This window comes from Cupriavidus sp. USMAA2-4, assembly GCF_001854305.1.
Taxonomy (GTDB): domain Bacteria; phylum Pseudomonadota; class Gammaproteobacteria; order Burkholderiales; family Burkholderiaceae; genus Cupriavidus; species Cupriavidus malaysiensis.
Genome location: NZ_CP017748.1, coordinates 3516151 through 3532151, shown reverse-complemented (window position 1 = coordinate 3532151; position 16001 = coordinate 3516151). Strand labels below are relative to the sequence as shown.

The following is a 16001-nucleotide window of genomic DNA, read 5'->3' as shown; positions in this document are numbered from 1 at the left end:
CGAGCAGAAGGTCGACTAACAATTCGGGCATACGTAATGAGCCACCAAGGCTCGGTGCTTTGCTTTCCGAAGCTGATGCCCTACGACGCTTGGTCGCGTGTCACCTCAATGCCGGCAACGATTTAACGGCAGCCAGCATTTCATCAAATACCGCCCGAACTCTTCCCGAGACCGGGCCGCGCTGCGGCCGATAAACGTACAAACCCCATGCTGAAGATTCTTCTTTCTCCAGCACGCGCACGAGCTTTCCGCTGGCAATGTATGGGGCGACTACGTAGTCTGGCAGTTGTGCAAAGGCGATGCCTGCCAACGCCGCCCCCAATTCCATGTCGGCATTGTCGACGACGATTGCGGCAGCAATGGGTGTCCACTGGCGTCCCGCTTTGAAATACCAAGGCCAGGGGCGGCCGGTATTGAGATCCATAGACGCAGTGGTCGGCAGTCTGCTGAGGGCATCAATGGTGTCAGGTACGCCAACTTTTCTAATCAAATGCGGTGCGGCAACGATTGGAAATTTCATGTCGGCGGCCTTTCGCGCGACGAAGCGGCTATCGCGCATAAATCCGAGCCTGACGCCAACGTCAATCCCTTCTTCAACCGTATTGCTGATGCGATCGGACAGACGGACATCCAGTGTGATTGCGGGATGACGCGCGGCCACGCGCTCCAGTGCAGGCAGAACCGCCCGGGTGCCTAAGCTGAGCGGTGCCGTGATGCGAACCGTGCCAGAGAGGGATGTCTGTTCGTCACGCCCAGGAACTCGCCAGAGTTCCTCGAACCGCTCCAATGCGGGGCGCACCTGGTCTAACAAACCTTCACCAAACGCACTGATGCGTACCTGGCGCGTGCTTCTATGAAACAACACCTCGCCGTAGTGTTGCTCCAGTTGCTGGATGGCGCGTGTAACGCCTTGCGGGGAAGTACTGAGCCGGACGGCCGCATCGCGAAAACTGCTGCTTTCGGCCGCCACTCGAAAGATACGCAGCAGTTCAATTTCCTTGTTCATGACGAGCGCCTCACCTGGTCGGTTCCACTGCGTGTTTATTATTCCAGAAATTGGAATTAATAAATCGAAACAATTCCATATACAAGAGTTTTGCGAAATCACATACTTCGATTCCAGAGCAACTCCACAGGAACCGCGCATGAATACTTCGGCATAGATCACCACCTACTACGGCACCTTGCACTGCAGCGATCGCGAAGCCAGTTGCGTTCTTGGCGGCGCTTGATGTGCTCAATATTCATCATCGCTGACGTCAAATTTAGTTAGTAAAGGAAACAACATCATGAAATCACGTGCAGCAGTGGCCTTCGGGCCTGGTAAGCCTCTGGAAATCGTCGAGATCGACGTTGAGCCGCCGCGTAAGGGCGAGGTGCTCATCAAGATCACGAACACTGGCGTTTGCCATACCGACGCTTTCACCCTGTCGGGCGATGACCCCGAAGGACTCTTCCCGGTCGTGTTGGGTCATGAAGGCGCGGGCATCGTCGTGGAGGTGGGTGAAGGTGTCACCAGCGTGAAGCCTGGCGATCATGTCATCCCGCTCTATACAGCCGAATGCGGCGAGTGCCTGTTCTGCAAGTCGGGGAAGACCAACCTGTGCGTCGCCGTTCGCGCCACACAGGGCAAGGGCCTGATGCCCGATGGTACGACCCGTTTTTCGTACAACGGTCAGCCGCTTTATCACTACATGGGCTGCTCGACCTTCAGCGAATACACAGTCGTCGCCGAAGTCTCGCTGGCCAAAATCAACCCGGACGCGAATCCGGAGCATGTCTGCTTGCTCGGTTGCGGTGTTACCACCGGCATCGGCGCTGTGCACAACACGGCCAAGGTGCAGCCAGGTGATTCCGTCGCTATCTTCGGCTTGGGCGGTATTGGTCTGGCAGCTATTCAGGGGGCACGCCAAGCCAAAGCGGGTCGCATCATCGCCATCGACACGAATCCTGCCAAGTTTGAGCTGGCTCGTACCTTCGGGGCGACCGAATGCATCAACCCGAAAGACTTCGAGAAGCCAATTCACGAAGTGCTTATCGAAATGACTGGCTGGGGGGTTGATCACACTTTCGAGTGCATTGGCAACGTCAATGTGATGCGTTCCGCATTGGAAGCAGCCCACCGTGGCTGGGGCCAATCGATCGTCATCGGCGTGGCAGGTGCCGGCAAGGAAATCTCGACCCGCCCATTCCAGTTGGTCACTGGTCGTACCTGGAAGGGCTCCGCTTTTGGTGGCGTCAAGGGACGCACCCAACTTCCCGGCATGGTGGAGGACGCGATGAAAGGTGAGATTGATCTCGCCCCGTTCGTCACCCACACCATGGGTCTGGACGACATCAACAAAGCCTTCGACCTGATGCATGAAGGCAAGTCGATTCGTACCGTGATTCATTACTAACCCACGGATCAATAACGATCTTTTCAACAGCAAATATCAAGGAAAACTTCCATGTCTACTCCTGTTATCTCCGGTGACGGCATTTTCTCCCACGTCTTTATCGGTGCAGCCGATGTTCAAAAGTCGGCCGCGTTTTACGATGCAGCGCTGGGTGCTCTCGGCATCAATAACCTCGGTCCTTTCGGCAATGGCTGGGTACTCTATGGCCGCGAAAAGCCAGCCTTCATCATTGCCCGCCCCGGCAATGGCGAAGCTCCCTCCAGCAATGGCGTGACAGTAGGCTTCGCAGCTGCCTCTCCTGCTGAAGTGGATGCTTTCCATGCAGCCGGCCTTGCAGCTGGTGGCACTGACGAGGGTCAACCTGGTCCTCGCGGACATCTGCCTGGCGCTTATGCGGCGTATCTGCGCGATCCCGCTGGCAACAAGGTCTGCTCTTACACCTTCATCTAAGCTGAAATAGCTCTGACAAAGCCGGTACTGGGTCTACTTGTAGCGCCGGTACCGGCCAAATCCCAGAGCATGAAGCATCTGAAGACTGGCCCATGGCCACGCACCTTGTGCTTGGTCCTGGGCAATAAATGTGAAGCGTGGTGATTTTCAAACTATGAGAGATGAGGTCGGTATGAAAGATCCAGCAAACGTCAATGCGACCGCAGAACCCACTCACACCGCCACCGTGTATGGCATGCCAGCTTATGCCGATCGTGATGCTGCGGTCGGTGAAGTGCATGCGCGCCCACATCTGCTGATAGAAGCCCCTCGGGGCATATTGCAGTTCGCCTTCATGACCGAAGGCGACGCTGCAAAGGACCAAGCTGCGATGAGTGAGCTGTCTCATCGCTTCGGCGTTGCAGAGCCCGATCATGCCACTCCTCTTCACGGATTGACATGGGACGAGGGAGATCTGCACTGCGAAAAACACACTGAATTTTCTACGTACCTCTGGTGCGCAGCGCTGGATGCTGAGAGTGGTGAGCCATGCGGTGCAAACCCCTTCAAGCACGGATTTGTTCCTCCCGGTCCGGTGGTGTCCGGCATTAGCTTGAGGCTACTTCCATGGACTTCGGAAACTGAGAAGGAAGCTGAGCGCTTTGATCCAGCCAGCTTGTGCTACTCGCTGGTGGAGAATGGCTCTGCCGCTGTCTTGACCGACTTTCGTCAGGATGAGGATGGTCTAACGCACATTCTCATACTCGCTCGAGATTTGAATCCTGCGCGTGCTGGAGCACTTTCTCAACGTCTGTTGGAGATAGAGACTTATCGGACGTTGGCATTGTTATCCCTTCCGTTGACTCGTTCGATGACGCACGAACTTCGACGCATGGAGTCAAGACTGGCAGCCATCACAGACGAGATGTGCACCAGTTTGGCCGGACGGAGGGACAGTGACGTTTTGCTGGCCGAATTGACTCGCCTAGCTGCGGAACTGGAAGCCGGTGTTGCGGCAAACCTCTATCGTTTTGGCGCAAGCCGTGCTTACTACGAGATCGTCGAGGAAAGACTGGCTTCTCTTTCGGAAGAGGCAGTGTCCGGTTACTGCACATGGGCAGATTTTCTACAGCGTCGCATCGCTCCAGCGATGCGGACCTGCCAGTCCGTAAAGGAGCGCCAGGCAAAGCTCTCAGACAAGTTGAATCGATCCATTTCGCTACTGCGTTCCTGGATAGACGTTGAGCTCGAACGACAAAATCGGGACCTACTCGCGTCGATGAATGACCGGGCCAAGATGCAGCTGCGCCTTCAGCAAACGGTTGAAGGTCTGTCGGTCGCGGCAATTTCTTATTACGTCGTGAGTCTGCTGGGCTATCTGCTCAAAGGCATTCCCGTCATTCACGACGTGGTTGCGCCAGTAACGGCTGTCCTGGTGCCTGTGGTGATGCTGGCCATCTGGTGGACGGTCCGCAGGATTAGGCACGCCCACGGCGACCCGGCAGCAGAAGTGAAATCCTCCTGACAGCGCAGCTGTCTTGGTGCGCAATGGCTGCGCAGTTATGAATATTGGAAACAACATGGAACGCATTGAACATCACGCCAGCTCTGAAGGCTGGCAGGACGTCTATCAGCACGCATCGACGACACTCGGTTGCACGATGAAGGTCGGTGTCTATCTGCCTCCACAGGCGCAGCACGGCAAAGTGCCGGTGCTTTACTGGCTATCGGGCCTCACCTGTACGGAGCAAAACTTCATCACCAAGTCCGCTGTCCAGCGCTTCGCTGCTGAGTATGGCATTGCCGTTGTCGCACCGGATACTAGTCCTCGCGGTGAAGGTGTTGCCAACGATGCGGCCTATGACCTCGGGCAAGGGGCAGGCTTCTATGTCAATGCGACACAGGAGCCCTGGGCGGCGAACTATCGGATGTATGACTACGTGGTGCATGAGTTGCCTGCACGTATCGAGGCGCAGTTTCCTGTAACGACGGAACGCGGCATCAGTGGCCATTCCATGGGTGGACATGGGGCTCTAGTCATCGCCCTGCGCAATCCTGGCCGTTATCGCAGCGTATCTGCCTTCTCCCCCATCGTGGCTCCCACTCAAGTGCCCTGGGGACAAAAGGCCTTTGGAGCCTACCTGGGCGGTGATCAGGAGGCATGGAAGCAATACGACTCGGTGGAATTGATCCGTACCGCACGGGAACGTTTGCCGTTACTGGTAGACCAGGGCTTGAACGATGAGTTCATTGAAAGTCAATTGCGTCCCGAACTGCTGCGCAAAGTGTGTGAAGAAACGGGGCATCCGCTGACATTGAACCTGCGGCCGGGCCACGACCACAGCTACTACTTCATTGCCAGCTTCATCGGCGAACACATGGCACACCATGCGTCAGCGTTGAACCGCTGACTAAGAGGAGATCAGATCATGTTAAGGACCTCTACAGACCGACATCACGTCGTCATCATTGGGGCAGGCTTCGGTGGGATCGAAGTTGCCAACGAGCTAGCTGGCACCGAGGTCGATGTGACGATCATTGATCGGCGCAATCATCATCTGTTCCAGCCATTGCTTTACCAAGTCGCAGGGGCGTCCCTATCTACCTCGGAGATCGCTTGGCCTATACGCTATCTCTTCCGCAATCGGCCGGAAGTGAACACGTTGATGGCCGAAGTGGAAGGTGTAGACACTGACGCACGTGAAGTCATTCTCAGCAATGGATCGCGCCAGCCCTATGACACGCTCGTGCTCGCTACAGGCGCGACCCACGCTTATTTCGGGCATGACGAATGGGAGCCTTTTGCCCCAGGCCTGAAAACTCTTGAGGATGCCACGACCATCCGAGGCCGAATTCTCGCTGCATTCGAAGAAGCCGAGCGCACGAGCGATCCGCAACGACGCGCTGCGTTGCAGACCTTCGTCATCATCGGTGGCGGCCCCACCGGGGTGGAATTGGCGGGCACCATCGCGGAGCTTGCACGAGACACGCTGGCGCGAGACTTTCGCTCCATCGATCCAAGCACGTCGCGGGTTGTACTGATCGAGGCTGGTCAACGCCTGTTGTCCGTCTTTCCAGAGGATCTTTCGGCCTATACGCGCCAGGCGCTCGAAAAGCTCGGGGTCGAGGTCGTGCTGGGTACGCCGGTCACCGAATGCTCGGCGGACGGCGTGGTGTATGGCGGCAACCCCCTTTCGGCCAAGACCATCGTCTGGGCCGCCGGAGTCCAAGCGTCTCCTGCAGCCCGCTGGTTGGGTGCTGCATCTGATCGTGCTGGCCGAGTTGTCGTAGGGGCCGACCTGACGGTGGCGGGATACCCTGAGATCTTTGCCATCGGCGATACGGCCTCGTGCACTATGCCTGATGGAAAGCCTGTCCCAGGAATTGCACCAGCAGCAAAACAGCAAGGCAAGTACGTTGCTAGCCTGATTGGGCGACGCTTGAAGGGTAAGCCCAGCGATGGTGCCTTTAAATACCGACATCAGGGGAACCTAGCAACCATAGGCCGTAGCCTGGCGGTCATTGACATGGGACGAGTGAAGCTGCGCGGAGCGTTTGCATGGTGGATTTGGAAACTCGCGCATATCTACTTTCTTATTGGTACTCGAAATCGCCTTAGCGTTGCCTTGAGTTGGGTATGGAACCACAGCATTGGCTACCGAGGCTCTCGCATCATCCTTCGGACAAGCCCGGACAAGGACCACCCCCCTAAGCCTATGGCGTTGGGTAAATCCGGACCTTCGGATTAGAGGACCATGCTCCGGAGTAGGCAAGACCACGTTTGGGTGCAGTACGGATTCTTGATCGTCTTGCTTAATCGACGTTGATCGTCAGTAGCCTGGATAAGACAGCTGGTTGTTCTAAACAGCGCGCAAGGCCGCGCAGTTAAGTAGCCAGCAGGCAATTCAGGCAAGACAGCTGCTCTTTCACATCCATTGGCCTACTAACTACGTACAAAATCTATGTCACTGATGATCGTCATCCTGGCAACGCTGGCCGCGGGCATAGGGAGCGTCTGGATAGCCTATCTGTTGGTCGCCCGTACCAGGGCAAGCAATGGACAGACTAGTTACGCGCAGCAAGGCTTTCTTGGTTTGGCAGCTGGCGCACTTTTAACTACAAGCCTCACTCATCTGCTGCCTGAAGCGCTTGAAAGCAATGTAGATGCGCATGAGCTCTTCTTGGTCATTCTGGCGGGCTTGGTTTTCTTTTTTCTTTTGGGCAAGGCAGAGCTATGGCATCACCCGCACGACCATGAACATACAAGCCCTTCTCACAGAGGCTCCAGTTGGGCATTGCTGATTGGCGATGGTGTTCATTGTTTCGGTGACGGCGTTCTGATCGCTTCTATGTTCATCGTGGACATTCGATTGGGCGCGATTGCTGCCGCATCAGTATTAGCGCATGAGATACCTCACCACATGGGTGATCTGGCCGTTCTACGGGAGGGGAGTTATCGAGGTTCTGCGGTTCTGAAACTCACCATGGCTGGCGGGATGACAGCATTAGGAGGTGTAAGTGGATATCTTCTGCTTGCAAAGCTACAGCATTGGCAACCATTCTTGATGGCTGTGGCTGGGAGCAGCTTTATCTATGTGGCGCTCTCAGACGTAATACCTCGGATGCAGCAACGCCGAACGGCGAAGGACGCCACGATACAAGTGGCTTGGCTTCTGCTTGGGATCGCGATAGTTGCCGTAGTGAGCTCGCTGTCTCATGGCAATAGCGCCTTGTGAACCAAGGGGTGATCCAGCGCAGTCGCTGGCTGGTTCCAGTCAACTCAAATGTTGGGTTTGAAGAAATACGCGTACTTACACAAGAACCTGCGCCATCGGAATCATTTTCTTGAAATGCCTGGGAGACGAACTTGACCGATCTATTCACGACAAAGCCCAAGCCTCCCTTGGCCGAACTCCTGCGCCCCAAGACGCTGGATGAATTCGTCGGGCAAAGGCACTTGCTTGGCCCCGGCAAGCCGCTGCGCCTCGCATTCGAGTCGTGCAAGCTGCACTCGTTCATCCTCTGGGGGCCACCGGGCGTGGGCAAGACCACCCTGGGCCGCCTAGCCGCCAGCGTGACCGACAGCCGCTTCATCGCCATCTCCGCCGTGCTGGCCGGGGTGAAGGACATTCGGCAAGCCATCGACGAAGCCCAGGCTGAACTGGACAACCACGGTCGTTCTACAGTCCTTTTCGTTGATGAAATCCATCGCTTCAACAAGGCGCAGCAGGATGCGTTGTTACCCCATGTCGAGTCGGGTCTGCTTACCCTGGTGGGAGGGACTACGGAGCATCCGGGGTTGGCTGTCAATTCCGCCCTTCTCTCTCGTGCTCAGGTCTACACACTGGAGCCGCTGTCTGGCGAAGAGATGCAGCAGCTCTATGCACGCGCACTGCCGCATCTGCAGGGCATCAGGTTGGATGCGGACGCGCTGGACTTGCTCAAGGGCTTCGCCGATGGCGATGGCAGGCGCTTCCTCAATCTGCTTGAGCAGGTGACAAATGCGGCGGCGGGCGCCGGCAAACCTCTGGTCGATGGCGAGTTCACCAGGTTGTCCACCAGTCCGTCGCTGCGCCGCTTCGATAAGGGCGGCGACGAGTTCTACTGGCAGCTCTCGGCATTTCACAAATCGCTGCGGGGTTCCGACCCCGATGCGGCCCTGTATTGGCTGGCTCGCATCCTCGATGGCAGCGGTGATGTGAGTCAGGTGACCCGTCGCATGGTGGTGATGGCCAGCGAAGACATCGGCAATGCAGACCCGCAGGCGCTGCAATTGGCACTCAATGCCGCGTTGGCCTACGACAGGTTGGGCTCGCCCGAAGGCGAGATACCGCTGGCCCAGGCGGTGACTTACCTTGCTCTGGCCCCCAAGTCGAATGCCGCATATGCCGCGTGGGACCAGGCCAAGGCGTTCGTCAAGCGCAGCGGCTCCCAGCCTGTACCACTTCATCTTCGCAATGCGCCGACGAAGCTGATGAAGCAGATGGGATATCGCGAAGGCTACCGCTACGCCCATGATGAGCCCAATGGCTATGCCGCTGGGCAAACCTATTTTCCTGAAGGGGTGGCGCGGCCGGGTTGGTATCAACCAACCGACAGAGGCGTTGAGCGCAAGCTGGGAGAACGGCTCACTTGGCTACGTTCGCTCGACGATGAGATGCCGCCAGAGGCGGAATCTTGACCGATCGCCCCCCGAAATCGGCTCATGAACTACAGGATAAGAACATGCCCAACCCTTCTTTCGGTGAATCCTCTTGTACTGCCGCCGCCAGCGGCCTCGTGCAGGTGCGGGGAGCGCGTGAGCACAATCTCAAGGACGTGGACGTCGACATCCCGCGCAACGCGCTGGTTGTGTTCTCGGGTGTGTCCGGCTCCGGGAAGTCCTCGCTGGCCTTCGGCACCATCTATGCAGAAGCCCAGCGGCGCTACTTCGAGTCGGTGGCTCCCTATGCACGACGCCTGATCGACCAGGCCGGCGTACCCGATGTCGATGCGATCGACGGCCTGCCTCCAGCGGTGGCGCTGCAGCAGCAGCGCGGAGCCAGTAATGCGCGTTCTTCTGTGGGCAGCGTCACGACATTGTCCAGCCTGGTCCGGATGATGTATTCCCGCGCCGGAGCCTATCCGGCCGGTCAGCCGATGCTGTACGCCGAGGATTTTTCCCCCAACACGCCGCAGGGGGCATGTCCGACCTGCCACGGCCTGGGTCATGTGTACGAGGTGACCGAGGCCATCATGGTGCCCGATCCATCGCTCACCATCCGCGAGCGGGCGATTGCCTCGTGGCCGCCCGCCTGGCAGGGGCAGAACCTGCGCGACATCCTGGTCAGTATGGGCTACGACGTGGACCGACCGTGGAAGGACTTGCCGAAGACGGATCGTGACTGGATTCTGTTCACCGAGGAAACACCGACGGTGCCGGTGTACGCGGGCTTCACACCTGCTGAGACCCGCGCCGCGCTCAAGCGCAAGATGGAGCCGAGCTACATGGGTACCTTCACCGGCGCCCGTCGGTATGTGCTACACACCTTCGCGAACACCCAGAGCGCGCTAATGAGAAAGCGTGTGTCCCGGTTCATGGAGGGCAAGCCGTGCCCCACGTGCCAAGGCAAGCGGCTCAAGCCTGAGGCACTGTCGATCACTTTCGCCGGTGTGGACATCGGCGCGTTCATGCAGATGCCGCTGGACCGACTGGCGGCCTTGCTCGAACCCATCGCCCAGGGCGATTTCCGCGCCCATGCAGCGGGAGCGGCCACGGACAAAGAGGCAACCCGGCGCGACCGTGCAGAACGCGCGACCTCCGGCCGTGCCGTGCATGCGGTATCGCCCGACGTGCGCCGCACCTCCGCGCTGTCGGAAGAAAAGCGTCTCGCCGCGCAGCGCTTGGCCGGTGGCGTGATGGCACGACTGCGTCAGCTGCGCGGGCTGGGCCTAGGCTACCTGACGCTGGACCGGGCCACGCCGACGCTTTCGGCTGGCGAATTGCAACGCCTGCGGCTGGCCACGCAGCTGAGTTCCCTGCTGTTTGGCGTCGTGTATGTCCTCGACGAACCCTCGGCGGGGCTTCACCCCTCCGACAGCCAAGCCCTGTACGACGCGCTCGACCGGCTGCGCGACGCCGGCAACTCGGTGTTCGTGGTGGAGCACGATCTGGACCTGATGCGCCGCGCGCAATGGCTGGTGGATGTCGGGCCGGATGCCGGAGAGCGTGGCGGCCACGTGCTCTACAGCGGCGAGCCGGATGGCCTGCGCAAGATTGCCGAATCGCGCACCGCCCGATATCTGTTCGACGAGATCCCCGCGCCGGGGAGCCGGGCACGCGAAGCGACGAGCTGGCTGGAGCTACAGGGCATCCACCGCCACAATCTGCATGGTGTGGATGCACGGATTCCGCTGGGCGTGCTGACAGCCGTCACCGGCATCTCCGGCTCCGGCAAGTCTAGCCTTGTAGCGCAGGCCTTGCCGGAGTTGATGCTGCTGCACCTGGGCCACGAGCCTGAAGACGATGCGGCCGAAAACGCCTCCAGCGAAGGGCCGGCCGTAATCGAAGCGACCGGCGGTCGTCTGGCGGGCGACGTGGACGCCATTCAGCGCCTGGTGCAAGTGGACCAGAAGCCGATTGGGCGTACGCCGCGCTCGAACCTGGCTACCTACACCGGCCTGTTCGACCACGTGCGCAAGCTGTTCGCCGCCACGCCCGATGCTCGACGCCGACGCTATGACGCCGGACGGTTCTCATTCAATGTTGCCAAGGGGCGCTGCGAAACTTGCGAGGGCGAGGGTTTCGTCAGCGTGGAACTGCTGTTCATGCCCAGCGTGTACGCGCCGTGCCCGACATGCCATGGCGCACGCTACAACCAGGCCACGCTGAAGGTGCAATGGCACGGGCGCAATATCGCTGAAGTGCTGCAGATGACCGTGGACGAGGCCAGCGAATTCTTCACGGATGAAGGCGCAGTGGCAAGGACACTACAACTGCTGCGTGATATCGGACTGGGCTATCTTCGCCTGGGGCAACCAGCCACAGAGCTTTCCGGTGGTGAGGCGCAGCGCATTAAGCTGGCTACCGAGCTTCAGCGCAGTCAGCGCGGACGCAACCTGTACGTGCTCGACGAGCCGACCACCGGTCTGCATGCATCGGATGCGGACCGGCTGCTAGTGCAGTTGCAGCGCCTGGTCGATGCCGGCAATACCGTGGTGATGATCGAGCATGACATGCGTGCGGTGGCCCAGGCCGACTGGGTGATTGATGTGGGGCCGGGCGCAGGCGATGCCGGCGGCCGCATCGTGATAGCCGGTTCTCCGGGACAGGTGGCGCGAATGCCCGACAGCCGGACTGCGCCGTTTCTCGCGCAGGAGTTGACGCGGGCCCGGACGTGAGGCTGGGTTTTGTCTACGGGATCAGTCCATGTCCGAAGTCGGTCAGAGCGGAATTGGGCAGGCCAGAACCGAATGACTCAGTTCAGCCTAGACCTGCCGCTCACTGCTACCGACCGGACGCCAGCTTCTGGCCGATCCCAAGCCGGTCACGACCAGCAGGCTGGTCAGCCGCGACCGGCACAGGCGGTCAATGCAACCGGAATCCGCACTAAAAACTGAATCTTGCCCATCTGGGGATAGCCAAAGTAGCCAGGGGACGGTGCGGCCTCACATAAGGCGTGCTCATTGGCACGGGTACTGGCTTGGCCCCAGGGAGGGGTCGCCTCAGAAAACGGAAAATAAAGCACGCTAAGCCGGTTGCAGCGGTCGTAGCGGCCTGAACTTGCCCGCGCCGATCTTGGCGCTGCTGCGCCAGAGGTAATCGCCGGTGAGGTTGATGTGCTCCCAACCGAGCGGCGACAGGTACTGCAACAGCGCGTCATCAACGGCATGGCCGTTGCCACGCAGCGCGTGCGCAGCCCGTTCCAGATAGACCGTGTTCCACAACACGACGGCAGCCGTTACCAGATTGAGGCCGCTAGCCCGGTAGGGGTCTCCTCGTTTTCAGTGCAATAAGTGACGGTACGAAAAGCTAGCACTGGCGCGGAGGTGGTGTTGGTAGATCGTTGATTTCATTGACTTTCCTGTTCACTTTCAAATCTGCGATTCGTGGCGTCAAACCGTGGTCGGTTTCATCCATTGGTGCCAGTTATCGATGCATTTGGCCGCGAAGGCAGGATTTGGTCAGCATAGCGGTCAACCGGGAAGCGAAACACACCCCGCAAGTTGATGCTCTCCAGCCTGGTGGGCGCAATCTTCCCGATCAGTTCCGGTGGAATGACCTGGCGGCGGTTCGACCAGCGATCCAGGACCGCCTGCATCTGTGAGGTATTCCACGCCATCACGATGTTGGCCATCAGGCTCAACGCATCGGCCACAGCCTGCATTTCATCGACACGTTTGGCCTGCGCCGGGCTGATCCGGCCGGTATAAATGGCGCGCTTGAGGGCGTTAACAGCCTCGCCCCGATTGAGCACCCGGCGCAACTCGTTCCTGAAAGCGTCCTTGACAAAGTAGTCAGCCAAAAACGCCGTACGCAGCAACCGCCCCAATTGCACGCCAGCCTCATAGATTGGATCGCCCTGGGCGGCAGAACCGAACCGCGCAAGAGCTGCCACCGCACTGGCATGTCCGCTCATGACCGAGGCTGCCAGGTGCACCAGACTATCCCAATGCTTTTCGATCAAAGCGACGTCGACATTGGCTTCGCACACCGCAGCGATTTCTGCGGGCACTTTGGTGCCGCGTGGCACAAAGAGGTGGCGCTGTTTGAGTTCCTTCAACCGCGGGCAAAGATCAAAACCAAGCAAACGGGCATGTGACATGGCAAAGTCGGTGTAGCCATGGGTATCCACAGCAAGCTGGCTGGTCTCCAGCTTTTCTTGGCGGATGACACCTTCAATGGCCACGCCCGCCTGGCGCTCATTGAGCACAAAGGGCTGCGCATGGAAGATGCCCCACCGGTCTTTTACATGGGAGTAGATTCCAATGGAAGGTGTGTTGCGCCGAGGATCAAGCCGGGCTTGCCACACCCGTTTGGTGGTCTCCATGCTCATCATGTCAGAAGATGCCAAATCGGACCGCCCCCAGGTGGCGGCAATCGGGTGTCGCTGCATGAATTCCAGCACAGCCTGGCAGGCCTGGCTCAGACGCCGTTCGTCCCGCGCCCAGCGCATGGCCTGGCGAATGCTGGTGGCAGACAATTGCGGAATCATGCGCGCGCATTCGACCGCAGTCAGACTGGTGCCGTGGGCCATGATGCCGGCATAGACCATCAGCAGCTCGTCGGTAGAGCGCGGCTCACGTCCGAGCATGATCCAGCTAAAGCGCACCTGGGCGTCAACGGCCAGAATCACTTCCGGCAATTGAACCTCACCGATGCGGTGATCCAAAGCCGCGCGCAGCTTGGTCACTTCTGGGTCTTCGTCCTCTGCGGGCAATGGCGACAAATGGAGTTCATCATCCACGCGCAGTACGCCACTGCGGGCTGCAGCGGCCACCGCATCGACACCGGCAGTTACTCTGGCCAGCAAAGGCTTCAAGAAAGTGGCAGCCTTGCTGGGTAACGATAGACGGGCATAGTGTTTCTTGGACTCTGCCTGCCAACGCTCGTCCGTGAAGAACAAGCGCGCACGACCCCGAAAGCTCAGGCTGTGCTCAATCCAGACCGAGCCATTGCGCACCGCGCGGCGCAGGGCAAACAGGGTGGCCACCTCCAACGCCTGAAACGCCCGTTCCCGGTCTGGGCTGGAGATCGAAACCTGCCAGATCATTCCCAGACTTGGTGCCACCACTTCAACTGGCAGCTTTCTGGATCCTTTGAGATATAAAGCTTGCAGCTTGGCAAGGTACTCGATGGCAGGATGCTCGCCGGTGGCCTGCCAGGGCAGCTTTGCAATGGCGACGAGCAACGACCGCACGGGGCGAATTCCATCAATCAATCCCTCGCGGACCAGGGAGGCCCTGCTCGGTGGTTTGCGTTTCTGGGTTTCGGTGATCAAGGCTTCAAGACGGGCACGCAACTCAGCATCTGGCACCGCACCTTGCGCGCTCAAGGCAACAAGTTCGCCGAGCAGCGTTTTGTACATTGCGGCCCAATTGACGGTAGCGGGGACATCGGCGGCAGCCTGACGCCACAGATCGGCGATCCGGCGCTGCACCATAAGGATCAACTGGTCTGTGGTGGTGAACAGGCAATACCGAAGAAAGCATGCGACCTCCACGGTGCGCGCTGGCTCTTTGATCTTGGCTCCGGCTGAGGGCGGCCTGGAGACAAGTCGGCGCGCGTAGCGGCGCAAGATGAGATCGGGGATGTCTGCCAGGTGCTTATGAACGTCCAGCGTGTAAAGCAGGTCGATGCGCTCCAGTACCTCGCTGATTTGGCGGGTTGAGTGTTTCGCCGGTGCAGCCCATAGCCAACTCTGCTGGGTTTGTCCATCTGGGCGCAGCTCTGAAACTGAGGCTCGCCAGCGATCAAGTGTTGCTGGATCAACGCTGGCGGCGATGGCGGTGCCTGTTTCAACTTCAAGCTGGGCAAGTGCCGCCGCAATCAGTGTCCGAATTGCCCGCTCGTGCACGATCACCAGCTTGTTCTTGTACAGCCATTGACGCGCCCGCACGAGTAGCTGATCGCGGTCGGCGCAGCGCGCCACTTCGTCGCGCAGTTCACGTACCAGTGAGCGGCGCTGGTGCTCGCTCATCCACTGGAATCCAAGGACCGTGCAGGCTACTTGTTGGTGATCGAATAGCGTGCGCCCGCGTTCATACATGGCTCTCAGCGAGGCGACTTCTGGTGCTGCAATGCCAAGCTCGTTGCCAAGGTGGCGCCACAAGGCTACTGGAATTACCCGAAAGGCACCGAGCAAACGCCCACTCATGCGCAGGAAACCAATATGGAGCGCCAGACCAAGCTTGTGGGAATCACCTCGGCGTGCATTGATTGCGTCGCGCTCGGCACCATCGAAGGTGAAAAATGCCTTCATCTCGAAGTCGCTGATATCGCGGGGGAGCCCACGCATCCCCAAAAACGTTGTGTGCCAACCCTGCATCGTGAACCTCAAAAGTGGGAGGCCACCATACCCGTTTACAAAGCGAACAGGAAAGTCAATGAAATCAACGGTCTACCCAGACCACCCCCGCGCCAGTGCTAGCTTTGCGTACCGTCACTTATTGCACTGAAAACGAGGAGACCCCCAGCAAGCCGTCTTCGCTCCAGTCGAACTGGAAGGCCTCGCCCAGTTCGAAGGCCAGTGGCATAAAGGCGTTGCCCGCAGACCCCTGGCCTTCGCCCTGGCGCCACGCCCGGATGAAGTCGGTCACCCGCGTGTAACCCCCCTCGTAGCCCGCACGCCTGATCTCGGCGTACAGCGCTTTGGCCGTGCGCCGCTCGTGTTTGGGCCGACGTGCATCGGCCTTCAAGGCCAGCCTGAGCGCGTCATGGAACGCCGTGAGTTTGTTGGGTTGTTCGCCGCGCCGGTACTTCGGTGGGCCGTCCACCTCCCCGTGCAGCCACTTCGCCACCGTGTTGCGCGAGAGCCCTGTCATGCGAGATATCTCGCGCTCCGATTTGTTCTTCCGGGCATGCAAATGCCGGATCCTGCCAATCATGTCCATGGTGATCACTCCTTGTCCTCTGCTGCACAAAAAAACAGCAGAGTAGGTTGTTCACCTGGCTCAGTTTTCGGTCGGCACGAC

Annotated in this window: 10 protein-coding genes and 2 pseudogenes; 8 read left to right on the top strand and 4 right to left on the bottom strand. The window is 59.1% G+C overall.

Annotation, left to right across the window (positions count from 1 at the left end; translation table 11 throughout):
* Positions 1-100: 100 nt before the first annotated feature.
* A complete protein-coding gene (locus BKK79_RS39060; RefSeq protein ID WP_232346222.1) occupies positions 101-1171 on the bottom strand; it encodes a LysR family transcriptional regulator in 1071 nt (356 codons plus the stop codon).
* A 118-nt stretch (positions 1172-1289) separates the two neighbouring features.
* Between BKK79_RS39060 and BKK79_RS15635 the strand changes: the two genes are divergently transcribed.
* The 8 genes from BKK79_RS15635 (at position 1290) to BKK79_RS15610 (ending at position 11708) form a co-directional block, all read left to right on the top strand.
* Complete coding sequence (locus BKK79_RS15635; protein ID WP_043387381.1) at positions 1290-2399, top strand: S-(hydroxymethyl)glutathione dehydrogenase/class III alcohol dehydrogenase; 1110 nt, start codon at positions 1290-1292, stop codon at positions 2397-2399.
* A gap of 51 nt (positions 2400-2450) precedes the next feature.
* Entirely contained in the window at positions 2451-2849 is a 399-nt protein-coding gene (locus BKK79_RS39055; RefSeq protein ID WP_046462314.1) for a VOC family protein, read from the top strand.
* A 172-nt stretch (positions 2850-3021) separates the two neighbouring features.
* Positions 3022-4353, top strand: coding sequence for a DUF3422 family protein (locus BKK79_RS15630; protein ID WP_071038010.1), 1332 nt, complete (start codon positions 3022-3024; stop codon positions 4351-4353).
* A gap of 55 nt (positions 4354-4408) precedes the next feature.
* Complete coding sequence (gene fghA / locus BKK79_RS15625; protein WP_071038009.1) at positions 4409-5239, top strand: S-formylglutathione hydrolase; 831 nt, start codon at positions 4409-4411, stop codon at positions 5237-5239.
* An 18-nt stretch (positions 5240-5257) separates the two neighbouring features.
* A complete protein-coding gene (locus BKK79_RS39050) occupies positions 5258-6577 on the top strand; it encodes an NAD(P)/FAD-dependent oxidoreductase (RefSeq protein ID WP_084084743.1) in 1320 nt (439 codons plus the stop codon).
* Positions 6578-6790: 213 nt separating this feature from the next.
* A complete protein-coding gene (locus BKK79_RS39045) occupies positions 6791-7564 on the top strand; it encodes a ZIP family metal transporter (RefSeq protein ID WP_084084741.1) in 774 nt (257 codons plus the stop codon).
* Between the two features lie 131 nt (positions 7565-7695).
* Entirely contained in the window at positions 7696-9009 is a 1314-nt protein-coding gene (locus BKK79_RS15615; RefSeq protein WP_071038007.1) for a replication-associated recombination protein A, read from the top strand.
* A gap of 44 nt (positions 9010-9053) precedes the next feature.
* On the top strand, positions 9054-11708 hold the full coding sequence (locus BKK79_RS15610) for an excinuclease ABC subunit UvrA (RefSeq protein ID WP_071038006.1): 2655 nt from the start codon (positions 9054-9056) through the stop codon (positions 11706-11708).
* A 348-nt stretch (positions 11709-12056) separates the two neighbouring features.
* Here BKK79_RS15610 and BKK79_RS15605 read toward each other — a convergent pair.
* The 3 genes and pseudogenes from BKK79_RS15605 to BKK79_RS15595 form a co-directional block, all read right to left on the bottom strand.
* Positions 12057-12296, bottom strand: a pseudogene (locus BKK79_RS15605) (Tn3 family transposase); the annotation flags it as partial.
* A gap of 143 nt (positions 12297-12439) precedes the next feature.
* Positions 12440-15355, bottom strand: coding sequence for a Tn3-like element IS1071 family transposase (locus tag BKK79_RS15600; RefSeq protein WP_003049965.1), 2916 nt, complete (start codon positions 15353-15355; stop codon positions 12440-12442).
* Between the two features lie 145 nt (positions 15356-15500).
* A pseudogene (locus BKK79_RS15595) lies at positions 15501-15920 on the bottom strand (IS21 family transposase); the annotation flags it as partial.
* Positions 15921-16001: the final 81 nt, after the last annotated feature.